This window comes from Nocardia sp. NBC_00881, from assembly GCF_045207455.1.
In the GTDB taxonomy this organism is placed as follows: domain Bacteria; phylum Actinomycetota; class Actinomycetes; order Mycobacteriales; family Mycobacteriaceae; genus Nocardia.
Map to the genome: position 1 here is coordinate 4,550,873 of NZ_CP108798.1, position 12,781 is coordinate 4,563,653.

Genomic DNA, 12,781 nt, shown 5'->3' on the forward strand with positions numbered 1-12,781 from the left:
ACCACCCGGCCCAGCCGCTCAGTCGGCCGGGCCGCTCACCACTGTCCGTACTCGGCGGCGAGCACGTTGTTCAGGTCGATGGCTACCCCGTCGATGGATCGTTCGTCGATTTCGAACTGGTGCAGGTGCGCCGCAGGGTGCACGAAACCCGTCGGCGTGCCCCAGTCATGCTGCCAGTACCAAGAACACAGACCCGCCGCGGTGGCAAGCTCGATGGTCGGCGCGTTCGCGTAGACGCCGGTGTTCTCCCGGCCGAGCACCGACTGCCAACCCAGTAGGTATGGCGCGATCATGGTGGCGAAGTCGACCGGCGACGGGTTGTCATCGATGGAGGCGTAGATCGGCGCGTCGTCCGGGCCGCCCGCCGCACGGTGCAGTTCGAGCCCGCGCGCCGCGTGCCTCTTCCCCGCCTCCAGTCCGCCGCGCCAGTCCGCGGTCGGCCCCTTGCCGAACTGGTAGCAGGAGACGATCTTCAGGCCCGCCGCGTTCAACTGCTCGACCTCCCTGGCGTGCAGCGGCTTGCCCGCCATCCACTCGGCGCCAGGCCTGCGATCGGAGACGTAGCGGAGCACACCGAGGTGGCCGGCGTCCTTGATCGCCGCGGCGGAGGGAACCCCGCCCGCGTAATCGATCAGGGTGCCGAGCGAGGTTCTGGTGGCGGAAGCCGGGATTGCCGCCGCGGTCACGCCGACCGCGGCCGCCGCGGCCGCGAAAGCGAAAAGCTCACGCCGGGACACCGAATTGGAACGCATCGTGGACTCCTTCGCGCAACCCGACATGGATGGCAGCGTGCCCGGCGCACCTTCCCCTATCCAATGCGCGCCGGGAGCCTCGAACGTGGACTCATTTCACCATATTCACATTGGAACCGCTAGACCCACAGGACACACAGTTCACATTCGCCACAACTGCTAGGCCACACCGTCGATGCGCGCGGCGACGTCGATGGTCCGGCCACTAGGATCGGCGAGTTCGTTGCCGACCACCCTGGCCACCTGCGCCACGATCTGCTTCTTGATACCCGCGAGCGCACCGAGGGTCGCCGCGCGTATGCCATGCGCCGTGAAATCCATCCGGATGTCGCCGAGGTCCGGCGGCGGCACGTCGATCACGAGCAGCAGCGGGTCGGCGGCCCGCGCGGTCAGCACCAACGGCACCTCGACATCGGCGCGGTAGTGGTTGGCCTTCAGTACGTCGACGGTGATGTCCAGACACACCGGAAGCGTCAGGTCGAACGCCACCGGTTTCGCCGATCTGTCCACCAGCCGCGGCATCCGGACGGATCCGCGGACCGTCACCGTCGCGGCGTTGCGCGGCCCGGTCGACAACGGACCGACCTCGATGGACCGCCCCGCCAGCCGCTCCACCACCTCGAACACGCGGTCCCGCCTCACGACGCGCGAGAAGAACCGGTCGCCGAACTCGGCGTAGCCGATCCAGTCGAATTCGGCCTTGTCCCGATGCTGCGAACGGGTTCCGTCGACCATGGCTTCGACGTCGAACACCAAGCCGCGACGAGTCTGCGGATCGGCGAGCATGGCGTTCACCCGGGACGCGACCTCGCGCTGCACCACGCCCGCGATCGGGTCGAGCAGCCACTCCCAGGCCGACTCCACCGCCTGCGCGCGCAGCACAAAGCTGATATCGCGCTGGGTGATCGGCGGAATGTCGATGACGATGAGCAGCGGATCGGCGGTGTGGGCGTGCAGCGTCAGATCGATCTCGACCCTGGCCTCCAGCCGCAGCTTCTTGCCGCCGAGCAGCACCTTCACCACGAGCGACACCGGAATGGTGACCTCGAACGTCAGATGCGGTCCACTGTGCAGGACGACCGGTGTGCCCACCTTGCCCTCGGCGACGAAACCGGCGAGTCCGGCCGGACCGATCGAGACCGGACCGATCGTCATGCCACGGCCTGTCATGCCGGACACCGCGGCCTCGATTCGGGCGGCGGCCACGGCATGCCTGACGAAACGCTCGCCGAACTCGGCATAGTCGATCCAGGCCGGCTCACTACTCGATTCGTCGGTCGGCTGCATCAGTAGTTCCGAAACCCCTCACCTCTCGATGGACAACCGACACGGTACGCGACAGATATGCGGCTGCCTCGCCTTCGCTCGGCCCGGCGCGGGCTACGGGCGGACTTCGCCCGGCTGCACCCGAAATGCGGCTGCCTCGCCTTCGCTCGGCCCGGCGCGGGCTACGGGCGGACTTCGCCCGGCTGCACCCGAAATGCGGCTGCCTCGCCTTCACTCGGCCCGGCGCGGGCTGCGGACCGACACATCCGGTTGCGCCTGACATGGCGTCGAATTCGGGACGCCCTGAGGCCGAAATCCCCGTCCTGCCGATGAGGGGGAAGCAGGGCGGGGATCGGCGACGGCGCTGCCGAACACATCGTAGGACTATCCGCCAGGCGATTTCACGTGCGTACCGGGGGGATCCGCCTTTGCGGAGCAACAATTGTCACAGTCGCCCGAACCCCACCACACCGGGCACATCGGCCAGGGTGAATCGGTGGATGCGGACGTCGCCGAATTCGTTGCCGCCTATTGTGGTCACCTCGCCGCCATCAGCACGCAGCACGATGTTCGTGTGCTGGCCGAACGGACTGGATTGCCGGTACAGCAGCACGTCACCGGTGCGCGGGTGGTAGCCGGACCCGATCGGGGCGAACCGGTCTGCGCCTTCGTAGTACTCCTGCAGCGTGTACACACCCGGGATCCGCCATGAGCCCGAATGGGGATTGACCAGCGGAGTGCCCGCCTCGCGCAGCACCCAGCTGACGAAGTCGGCGCACCACGCCTCGTCGATCCCCTCGGCGTATTTCGTGCCCGCGCCCGGACTGCCGAACTCGCGCTCGGCCACCGCGACGATCCTGGCCTGTTTCGGATCGAGCGCCGCGCGATCGAGGGCCGGGAACTCGGTGCGGCGCTCGCCGACAATGGCCTGGCGGTTCGATCGGTCCTCCCACCAGCGGACGCCTGCGATCCCGGAGGCGGCGAGCGCGAACAGCACCAGGCCGAGCAAGATCCACCGACGTATTCGGCGCGGGCCGAGCTGCTCTCGAGACATCGCTTCCTCGAATTCGTTCTCATATCGCCGACTTTCGGGCCTTATGGAGTTCGACGATAGAACGGAGTCGATGGTTCCGCGCCAGACCGAGTGGTTTCGATCACCGTCTTGCGGGGCAACCACTGCGAGCTGGGATCCCGTCCGGCCGCGCGGAAATCGCGATAGTCTCCGAGGAAACCAGGCGAGGGAAAGGTCCGGCCCTGGACACGCTGTGGACATTCGTGGTGCACCGACGACACCAGCTGCTCGTCGACTCCTATCTGCATGTCTCGGCGGTGGTGCAATCGGTCCTGCTGGCTACGGCCGTGTCGGTGCTGATCGGAATTCTGGTCTACCGCAGCCCGCTCGGTTCCTCGATAGCGACCGCGGTGGCCAGCGCGGTTCTCACCGTTCCGTCGTTCGCGCTACTCGGCCTGCTGATCCCGTTCCTCGGCCTCGGCGTCGCGCCGACCATCACCGCACTCGTGGTCTACGCGTTGCTTCCGATCATGCGCAACACCATCCTCGGACTGGCCTCGGTGGACCCCGCCGTCACCGACGCGGCACGCGGCGTCGGGATGAATCGGCTCCGCATGCTCATCAGCATCGAACTGCCGCTCGCCTGGCCCGCGATCCTGGCCGGCATGCGGGTGAGCACGCAGATGATCATGGGCATCCTCGCGATCGCCGCGTACGCCAAGGGCCCCGGTCTCGGCAACCTGATCTTCTCCGGTCTCGCACGGCTCGGCAGCCCGAACGCGATGCCTCAGGCCTTGGTCGGAACGATCCTCATCGTCTTGCTGGCACTCGTTCTAGACGGGATCTACGTCCTGGTCGGACGGCTCACCACCTCGAGGGGAATCCGTGACTGACACCGAAACCCACACCGGCGTCGCCGCATCGGCTGTGTCCGGCGTCGAGATCGTGCTCGACTCGGTCACCAAACACTATCCTGGCCAATGCGACCCAGCCGTCGACCGCGTCTCGCTGACCATTCCGGCGGGTGAGATCGTGGTCCTGGTCGGGCCTTCCGGCTGCGGCAAGACGACCACCATGCGGATGATCAACCGGCTGATCGAGCCCACCTCGGGCACCATAACGATCGGCGGACGCGACGCATCCTCGATGAATCCCGACCGGCTGCGGCGTGGCATCGGCTATTCGATCCAGCAAGCCGGGCTCTTCCCGCACTTGACCGTGGCGAAGAACGTGGCGACCGTTCCCGGTCTGATCGGCTGGGACCGCCAGCGGATCGGGGCACGGGTCGACGAAATGCTCGAGCTGGTCGGCCTCGACCCGGATACCTACCGCGGACGCTACCCGCGCCAGCTGTCCGGGGGCCAACAGCAGCGTGTCGGGGTAGCACGGGCGCTGGCGGCCGATCCGCCGGTGCTGCTGATGGACGAGCCGTTCGGCGCTGTCGACCCGATCACCCGAGGCCTGCTGCAGGACGAGTTGCTGCGCCTCCAAGGTGAACTGGGCAAGACCATCGTGTTCGTGACACACGATTTCACCGAGGCGGTCAAGCTCGGCGATCGAATAGCGGTGCTGGGCAACCAGTCCCGGATTCTGCAGTACGACACGCCTGCCGCGATCCTGGCCGACCCCGCCGGCGAGACGGTCGCCGGTTTCGTCGGCGCGGACGCCTCGCTCAAGCAGCTCACGCTGACCCGCGTCCGAGATGTCGAACTCGGCCAGTGCCCTACCGCCGCCGAGCAAGACCCTGTCGACGATCTGCGCAGCACGCTCGCCAACCGGGACTGGCCGTGGGCTCTGGTGCTCGACGGCCACCACCGCCCACGGCGCTGGGTGTCGTCCCAGCAGCTGGCACACGCGAACTCGTTGCGCGACATCGGATCGCCGATCGGCGCGACGTTGTCGCCGCAGTCAACCCTGCAGGATGCTCTCGAAGCGCTGCTCGCCGAACAGACCGCGACCGCGGTGGTGACCGGAACACGCGGCGAGTACGTCGGGCTGATCACGATCGACACCCTCGTCGCACACCTGTCGGCCCTGCGCGCGGAACACGGAGCGGACCGCGTCGCAACGGACGGCAGACCATGACGTCCACCGCCGCCACGACGTCACCCGCCACCCAGCGCCGGGCCGAGCGCATCCGGTTGTTCGTCCAACCCGTACTCGTTCTTGTGCTCACCGCGGGCGTGCTGGTGTGGGCGTTCGCCCGCGACCTCACCACTACCCAGCAGGCCAGCCTCAACGGCGCCGATGTCGCGACCGCCACGTGGCAGCACGTGTCGATCACCGCGACCGTGATGCTGATCGTCATCGCGGTGGCGGTTCCACTCGGCACCCTGCTCACGAGGCCGGGATTTCGCCGTCTCGCACCACTTTTCGTCGGCATCGCCAATATCGGTGCGGCCGCGCCCGCCATCGGCCTGATCGTGCTGTGTTACCTCGCCACCCGTACGACCGGCTTCTGGATCGGTGTCGCGCCGATCGCGTTCTATTCACTGCTTCCGGTGCTGCGCAACACGATCCTGGGCTACCACCAGGTGGACCGGACCCTGATCGATGCGGGGCGCGGGCAGGGGATGTCGGCGGCCACGGTGCTGCGCCGCATCGAATTCCCGCTCGCCGTGCCCTACATCCTGGCCGGATTGCGCACCTCGCTGGTGCTCGCGGTCGGCACCGCGACGCTGTCGTTCCTGGTGAGCGCGGGTGGTCTCGGCATCCTGATCGATACCGGCTACAAGCTGCGCGACAACGTCACCCTGGTGGTCGGGGCGGTGCTCGCGGTATCGCTGGCGCTGCTGGTCGACTGGCTCGGCGCGCTCGCCGAAGAGTTTCTCGGACCGAGGGGGCTGAGATGAGCCGGGCCTGGCGCACCTTCGTGCTCGCGTTCGGTCTGGCACTGGTCGGCGCCTGCGGGCTGCAATCCGGCGGTGCGGTGCCGCTGCGGGTCGGCCCGGGCAGTATCCAGCCGGTGCCCGAACTCGCGGGCGTGCGCGTCATCGTCGGTTCCAAGGACTTCACCGAGCAGAACATCCTCGGATATCTCATCGAGTTCGCCCTGTCGGCGGCGGGCGCGGACGTGCGCGACCTGACGAACATCCAAGGTTCCAACAGCATGCGGGACGCCCAGCTGCACGGGCAGATCGACGTCGTCTACGACTACACCGGCACCGGCTGGGTCAACTACCTCGGCAACGAGGAGCCGATACCCGACGAGGTCGGCCAGTTCGAGGCGGTCCGCGACGCCGACCTCGCCGCGCACGGCATGGTGTGGGCGGGTATGGCGCCGATGAACAATACCTACGCGCTGGCCATGAGTTCCCGGACCGCGCAGGAGACCGGGGTGCGCACGCTGTCGGACTACGTCAGGCTGGTCGACTCCGACCCCGCCGCGGCCGCCCTCTGTGTGGGCACCGAATTCAACGTCCGGCAGGACGGTTTCCCCGGCCTGACCCGCGAGTACGCGATCGACCCCGGCAAGGTGCGCAAGCAGATCGTCCAGGACGCTGTGGTGTACCAGGCCACCGCCGACGGCAAGCAGTGCCACTTCGGTTCCGTCGCCGCCACCGACGGCCGGATTCTCGCTTTGAATCTCATTCTGCTGCAAGATGATCGCGGCTTCTTTCCGAAGTACAACGCGGCACTGGTGATACGCAAGGCGTTCGCCGACGCGCATCCGGAGGTAGCCACCGTCATGGCGCCGATCTCCCGGCGCCTCACCAACGAAGCCATCACCGAACTCAACCGGCAGGTAGACGTCGACGGACGCGAGCCCGCCGAGGTGGCGCGGGACTGGATGATCACCCAAGGATTCGTCACCGCGCGCTGAGTCGACGCGTCCTCAGGTACGGCGACCAGGCCCGCGGAATCGTCGCCAGGGGGACGCGGCCCCCGCGCGGGTTCGTGGCTCAGCAGCGCGGTACAACGTGCGAATCGCAAACCCGTACAGCACGGTCCCACACCCAGGTCCCAATCCGGACAGCACGGTCCCGCAGGCCGCGACCAAGGCGACGCGGTCAAGCGCTCGAGTCGCGGCCCAGCGTCACGATCAGGCGAGGGGGTCGCGGCCCAAGTAACGCAGGAGCGCGGCGATGGCTGTGTCGTCGGCCGGGCCTTCGACGATCGGGGCGTAGGCGCCCCATTGGCGCAGGGGCTCGACCATTTCGGCTTGCTCACCGCTGCCGGGGGCTGGGTGGACGGTGCGGGCCGCGGTGAGCAAGTGGGCGGCGAGGTCGTCGGTCAGGGGCGAGGGCTGGCGCGTGGCGATCGCGATATCCCAGGCGTGCACGGCGGCATCCAGCGCACACATGACGGCGGCGACCGGCGTGGCGAGCGCGCCGTGCGGCAGCGGAGTCGGCACGGTTTCGGAGTCGTCGGCGACCGTTGCCCAGGCGGCGGAGACCTGTTCGATCGCTTCGCGCACGAGGTCCGACGGAGAGCCGTCGACGTCACCCGACGGCGCGAACGGGTTGTCGGCCGGACCATCGCCTATGCCGAGGCATTCGGCGTACGCGAGCTGATCGCCCGCGGCGTGCTGAACAACCTGCGTCACATCCCATTCCGAGCACGGGGTGGGCAGCTGCCACTGATCGTCTCCGACACCCGCGACGACTGTTTCGAGCGCGCGGTAGGAGGAGGCGAGGACGTCCCGCCAGACGGGCCGCAGTGTGGCGACGGCGGTGGTGGCTGTGGCGTTCATATCAGGGCCTTTCGCGTTGTTTCCTTGGGCTGACACGAGCCTATGGGCCAATTAGGCTAATTTCGTTCCTAATTTTGGAGGCAAAGTGGCAGCATCCACCACACGTGTCCTTCGTTTGCTCGCGCTGCTCCAGGATCGCGCGCACACCGGACGCGACCTTGCCGCTCGACTCGGCGTCACCGACCGCACACTGCGCTATGACATCCAGCGGCTGCGCGAGCTGGGCTACCCGGTGCAGGCGGAGCGCGGCGCGATCGGCGGCTACCGGCTCGGCCGCGGCACGACCATGCCACCCCTGCTGCTGGACGACGACGAAGCAGTGGCCGTCGCGGTAGCGGTCGGGTTGGCCGAGGATGGTTCCACCGGCATCGCGGACATTGCGGACCACGCCACCAGAGCACTGGCCAAACTGGACAAAATTCTGCCGAAACGCTTGCAGCGCAAGGTGACCGCTCTACGCGACGCCACGGCGATCGGCCCGGCGACCACCGGTTCCCGCGAACCCGACGCCCCGGTGCCCGCCGGGGTGCTCACCGCCCTGGCGGACGCCATCCGCGACGGCGCCACTGTCCGCATCGAGGAGGCCGCCGCGAGCCAGCCCGTATCGGAGGTTGAGCCTTATCGCCTCATCAACTGGCAGCGCCGCTGGTACCTGGTCGCCTACAGCCTCGAAAGCCATTCCTGGCGTGCGATTCCCGTCGCTCGGATTCCCCAGGCCGCGCAGGGCTCCCGCCGCTTCGCCGCACGCTCGCTTCCGAACGACGATCTGGTCGCCTTCGTCATGCGCCACATCGCCACCGCCGGCTGGCGGGTGCAGGCGCGGGTCACCGTGCTGGCTCCGGCCGAGACCGTGATCGCCCGCATCAATCCCGCGGTCGGTGTCGTCGAAGCAGCGGATGCCGACACCTGCGTCCTCTACACCGGCGCGGACGCACTGGAAACCGTCGCCATCTACCTATCCATGCTGATGATGGACTTCCGCGTGGACAGTCCGCCGGAACTCGTCGCCCACATCCGCACCCTTGCCCACCGGTACACCGACGCGGTCGCCGACGCGCCATAGCGGAAGCAGCACCGACGGTAGTGGCGGCCACGCAGGACGTGAGCCCTCAGGGACCAGCTAGTGGAACGTGAACAGGGCCGGCGTGGGACGACGCCGGTCGCCGAACCCAGACACGGTCGAGGACGCGTAGGCGACAACACTCACATGTGTACGGCACATATGGCATGTATCGTGCACAATTTGATATCGACGTGAGGCACGCGACATAGTGTCGACATGTCCGATTCCGGTCCCGCCGACAGCACACCGCTCACTCGCCTCGCCTTCGAGCTGTCGCTGCTGGCCAGACACTTCCCCGCCGCCCTGCTGCGCCGCCCCGGCTTCCAGCTGGACCGCTCGGCCTATCTGATCCTGACCCGGCTCGAGCTCGACGCCCCGCTGAGCCTGCGCGAGCTGTCCGAGGCGTTTCAGCTCGACATCTCCACGATCAACCGCCAGGTCGGGGCAATGCTCAAACAAGGACTGGTCGACCGAGTGCCCGACCCCGACGGCGGCATCGCCCGCAAGATCCGCGCCAGCGCCAAGGGTCTGGAACTGCTGGCCGCCGATCGAGTACAGAGCCGCCAGGGCATCGGCTCGGTTGTGGCCGACTGGGCCGACGCGGACATCGATCAATTGAGCAGGCTCATAGCGCGATTCAACCAGTCAGTCGAGCACATCGAGGACAACCCCTGGCCGCGCCCACCGGATCTGCGCTGACATGGGGCTGGTGTAGCGGACTCAGGCGGTCGACCGCACCCGGTAGAGCTCGACCCGCAACCATGACGGCGCCAAGCCGCAGGCCAGAAGGAGAATTGCCACCACCGCGGCGGATGCCACCACCGCGGGTGTGTTCGACTCGGTCCCTTCCTCGGTGAACGTCAACCAGGGGTACATGGCCACCCATACCCCCGCGAACATGCCAACAAGTTGTGCGAGCAGAACCGGCAGCGCCGTCCGTGCTCGTATCCCTTGCAGTGTGGCCGCCGGCACGCTACCCGCGAACACCGCGCACACCCGACGCCAGCCCGACCAATTCAGTAGCAGTGCGACGATGTCGAAACCCAAAGAGACAAGCGCGATCACCATGGGCGCAGGCGGAGCGAGTAACGACGGATCGGGCATCATCGGGTTGTCGGTAGTGGCCAAGCCGACGGCCAGCACCACCCCGACCAACGCCGCACCGAACCAGAACACCAACCATCGCAGCTTGGACTGCGCGAGGGAGAGGGTCGCTCGACGTTGCTCAGGTGACCACGCCTCGTACCAGCCGGGTGCACCAACGGGAATCGTCATGAGCTCCCTCTCGTCCCAGGAACCGGTGCAGTCAGAATATCGAAAATCATTGCGCCACGGACAAATCAGACCTTTCTCGCCATACTCGGTGCCGCGACCGATGACCTGCCGACGGCCCGATCTTCACCTCGTTTGCGCTGATCACCGTGGAGATGGCCGATCCGCACCTTCCCAGCGCCGGGTTGATCCCGCTCCAGCGCTCGAGCGAGTTCACCGACAGGCGCGTGATCTGTTACTGCCTATCCGCGACCGCGTCGATGTCGGCGAGGATCACTCGCAGCCCACGGCTACCAGGCTGTGCACGGCGGCCAGAGCGATGCCCGCCGCACCCATACACGGACCACCGGACATGGGCGGTCATGCCGACTCCCCGTCCACTCGAACCGTGTCCTTTACCGCCGCACCGCCGAGCAGTTTTCTCCGCAGGAAATGCAGTTGGTGCTCCACGGCCGGTTCGAAGAATTCTTTACCGTCGAAAACATCGAAGTGGTCGCACGGATAATGACGGACTTCGGCGCGCGCCTTGAACGCCGCCTTTGCCGCCGCCCGCGGTGGCGCCGCGCGATCGAAGTCGGCGATCTGGACCAGTACCGGTGCGCCGATACGGTCCACCCACCGGTCGGCGCGGTAACTGCCGAGTTCGACGCCGACGGAGGCATCGACCTCGTTGCGCCAGGACGGACCGGCCAGCGAGAGGTAGCTCTCGTAGTAACCGTCGGCCGTCAGCGCGGCCCGTTCACCCGGCAGACCGACCAGCGGCATCGTGGTCCGAGGTCGACCGGCACGACCGGCAAGCGCACTGCGCACACTCGCGACCGTCGACCTCGCGACCGCACCCACACCGACCTGCGTCAGCGCGTATCGCCCAGCCGCCAAACCGTTGACGAGCGGGACAACGGCGATGACCGCGCACACATCCACGCGGTCGGTGGCGACCATCATGGCGTGCCCGCCGGATTGGGAAATACCCCATAGCACGATGCGATTCGGGTCGACTCCCGGCTGCCGCGCGGCCGCTGCGACGGCGGCACGATAGTCCTCGATCTGTCCGGACATCGACACCTTCTGCCGCGGCTCCCCCGCCGAGGTGCCGAAGCCACGGTAGTCGAAGGCGAAGACGGCCAGTCCGGCATCGGAGAAGCGCTGCGCGAAGGCCTCGAGCCCGGAATCCTTTGTGCCGCCGAAACCGTGGGCCATGACCACCACCGGTCGGCCCGTGGCCCGATCGAAAAGGCTCGCCTGGTCTGAAATGAAACTCCACGCGTCACAGACGACTCCGTTCGAATCGAAGCTCACCTGCTGATAACTCGTGTTCACTTCCGAACCCCCGTCGGCACGTCGAGCGCTTCAGCCACCCGCGCCCACCGCGGTGGACCTTGGGTGCGGGCACGGCGGGCCCCGGCCGGTATCTCACGCACCCGCATGTCGTGTTCATAGAGGAAGTAGTCGACCTGTTGCGTGTGCCGGGGCCGATCCAGCATGTGCCCGGTGTAGCGCTGCTGGTCTGCGACTATGACGCGGTGCATTTCGTCCGGTGACGGCAACCGGTACCGGCCTACGGCGTAGGCGCCGATGAGGCGGGCCTGACATTCCACGAACGGGAACAGGGTCGGCGTCGCCTGAGCGAAGCCGGCGAAGACCAGATCATCGATACCGGGTGCGAACATCCGCTTATACAAGTCGATTCGGTTGTTCGGGGCGCTGACGAAGTCGGGATCGAAGAACGGGAAGCTGATGTTGTATCCGGTGGCGTAGATGATGACGTCGAAGTCGTCGGAGGTCCCGTCTGCGAAGTGCACGGTTTTTCCGTCCAGCCGGACAATATCGGGCTTGGGGACCACGTCGCCCGAGCCGAGCCGTAGCGGCAGTTCCACCGATTGCGTCGGATGCGCCTCGAAAAACTTGTGGTTGGGCGTGGGTAGCCCGTACATCTCCGGCCGGCCCGCGGTGAATGGTTGACCCCATTGCGCGATCTTGCGCTGCCAGGAGAACGGAATGTAGGGACTTGTGCGGTAATACTTGTCGGCCGGGCGACCCGCGATGTACTTCGGTACGATCCAGGCGCCGGACCTGGTCGATAGCGTCAGCTTGGTACCGAGCGCCTTCGACGAGAGTTCGACCGCGATATCGGCGGCGCTGTTACCGAGTCCCACCACGAGGATTCGCTGGTCGGTGAAGTCCAGCGGAGTCCGAGGATCGATGTAGTGGTGCGCGTGGAGCGTCTCGCCGGTGAACTCACCCGGGAAGTCGGGATAGCGCGGATCCCAGTGGTGGCCGTTGGCAACCACCAGCAGGTCGAAGTGCCGGACCTCGCCGCGCTCGGTCTCGAGTTCCCACCCGCCGCCGGAAAGACGGCGGGCGTGCTCGACACTGTTCTGGAATTCGATGGCCCTCGTGAGATCGAACGCCGCGCAATAGTCGTCGAGGTACTGCTTTATCTGCGTATGGTGCGGGAAGTCCGGATAGTCCTCTGGCATCGGGAAGTCGCGGAAAGACAACTGATGCTTGGAGGTGTCGATGTGCAGCGAACGGTAGGCGCTGCTGCGCCCATTCGGGTTACCGAATGCCCAGTTACCGCCGATTCGGTCGGACGATTCGAAGCACACATATGGCACGCCGTAGTCGTTGAGCATCTTGCCCGCGGTCAAACCGCTGATGCCGGCCCCGATGACCGCTGTCCGCGGTTGATACATCCTCAATCCCTTCACGCCGGGTGTAGA

13 protein-coding genes are annotated in these 12,781 nt (G+C 66.8%); 6 read left to right on the top strand and 7 right to left on the bottom strand.

Going from position 1 to position 12,781, the window contains the following annotated elements; translation table 11 throughout:
- Positions 1–35: 35 nt before the first annotated feature.
- The 3 genes from OH799_RS19015 to OH799_RS19025 form a co-directional block, all read right to left on the bottom strand.
- A complete protein-coding gene (locus OH799_RS19015; RefSeq protein WP_406265739.1) occupies positions 36–752 on the bottom strand; it encodes a DUF1906 domain-containing protein in 717 nt (238 codons plus the stop codon).
- Positions 753–911: 159 nt separating this feature from the next.
- Positions 912–2,039 (bottom strand): hypothetical protein, encoded by a 1,128-nt coding sequence (locus tag OH799_RS19020; RefSeq protein WP_406265743.1) that lies wholly within the window; start codon positions 2,037–2,039, stop codon positions 912–914.
- A gap of 424 nt (positions 2,040–2,463) precedes the next feature.
- The gene (locus tag OH799_RS19025) at positions 2,464–3,072 is read right to left on the bottom strand and encodes a CHAP domain-containing protein (RefSeq protein WP_406265746.1); all 609 of its coding nucleotides are present in this window, start codon (positions 3,070–3,072) and stop codon (positions 2,464–2,466) included.
- Positions 3,073–3,272: 200 nt separating this feature from the next.
- Here OH799_RS19025 and OH799_RS19030 point away from each other — a divergent pair, with 200 nt between their 5' ends.
- From OH799_RS19030 to OH799_RS19045, 4 genes are read left to right on the top strand one after another with little or no spacing between them, the layout of a single operon-like run.
- Complete coding sequence (locus tag OH799_RS19030; protein ID WP_406282275.1) at positions 3,273–3,923, top strand: ABC transporter permease; 651 nt, start codon at positions 3,273–3,275, stop codon at positions 3,921–3,923.
- Entirely contained in the window at positions 3,916–5,115 is a 1,200-nt protein-coding gene (locus OH799_RS19035; protein ID WP_406265749.1) for an ABC transporter ATP-binding protein, read from the top strand. Before OH799_RS19030 ends, OH799_RS19035 begins: the two co-directional genes overlap by 8 nt.
- Positions 5,112–5,882 (top strand): ABC transporter permease, encoded by a 771-nt coding sequence (locus OH799_RS19040; protein ID WP_406265752.1) that lies wholly within the window; start codon positions 5,112–5,114, stop codon positions 5,880–5,882. Before OH799_RS19035 ends, OH799_RS19040 begins: the two co-directional genes overlap by 4 nt.
- Positions 5,879–6,853 (top strand): glycine betaine ABC transporter substrate-binding protein, encoded by a 975-nt coding sequence (locus OH799_RS19045; RefSeq protein WP_406265755.1) that lies wholly within the window; start codon positions 5,879–5,881, stop codon positions 6,851–6,853. The genes OH799_RS19040 and OH799_RS19045 overlap by 4 nt, the downstream gene beginning before the upstream one ends.
- 219 nt (positions 6,854–7,072) lie before the next feature.
- On the opposite strand, the gene OH799_RS19050 is transcribed toward OH799_RS19045, so the two are convergent.
- Positions 7,073–7,723, bottom strand: a complete 651-nt coding sequence (locus tag OH799_RS19050; protein WP_357265246.1) for a TIGR03086 family metal-binding protein — start codon at positions 7,721–7,723, stop codon at positions 7,073–7,075.
- Positions 7,724–7,808: 85 nt separating this feature from the next.
- On the opposite strand from OH799_RS19050, the gene OH799_RS19055 reads away from it, so the two are divergent.
- On the top strand, positions 7,809–8,786 hold the full coding sequence (locus tag OH799_RS19055) for a helix-turn-helix transcriptional regulator (protein ID WP_406265758.1): 978 nt from the start codon (positions 7,809–7,811) through the stop codon (positions 8,784–8,786).
- Between the two features lie 216 nt (positions 8,787–9,002).
- Entirely contained in the window at positions 9,003–9,485 is a 483-nt protein-coding gene (locus OH799_RS19060; RefSeq protein ID WP_406265762.1) for a MarR family winged helix-turn-helix transcriptional regulator, read from the top strand.
- 21 nt (positions 9,486–9,506) lie between these two features.
- Here the strand turns inward: OH799_RS19060 and OH799_RS19065 are convergent, their stop codons facing one another.
- The 3 genes from OH799_RS19065 to OH799_RS19075 all read right to left on the bottom strand — a co-directional run bounded on the left by OH799_RS19065 (position 9,507) and on the right by OH799_RS19075 (position 12,754).
- Positions 9,507–10,061, bottom strand: coding sequence for a hypothetical protein (locus OH799_RS19065; RefSeq protein ID WP_406265765.1), 555 nt, complete (start codon positions 10,059–10,061; stop codon positions 9,507–9,509).
- A gap of 357 nt (positions 10,062–10,418) precedes the next feature.
- Complete coding sequence (locus OH799_RS19070) at positions 10,419–11,378, bottom strand: alpha/beta hydrolase (protein ID WP_406265767.1); 960 nt, start codon at positions 11,376–11,378, stop codon at positions 10,419–10,421.
- Positions 11,375–12,754 carry a flavin-containing monooxygenase gene (locus OH799_RS19075; RefSeq protein WP_406265770.1) on the bottom strand — a complete coding sequence of 460 codons (1,380 nt, stop codon included), beginning with the start codon at positions 12,752–12,754 and terminating at the stop codon, positions 11,375–11,377. The genes OH799_RS19070 and OH799_RS19075 overlap by 4 nt, the downstream gene beginning before the upstream one ends.
- Between the last annotated feature and the right edge of the window lie 27 nt (positions 12,755–12,781).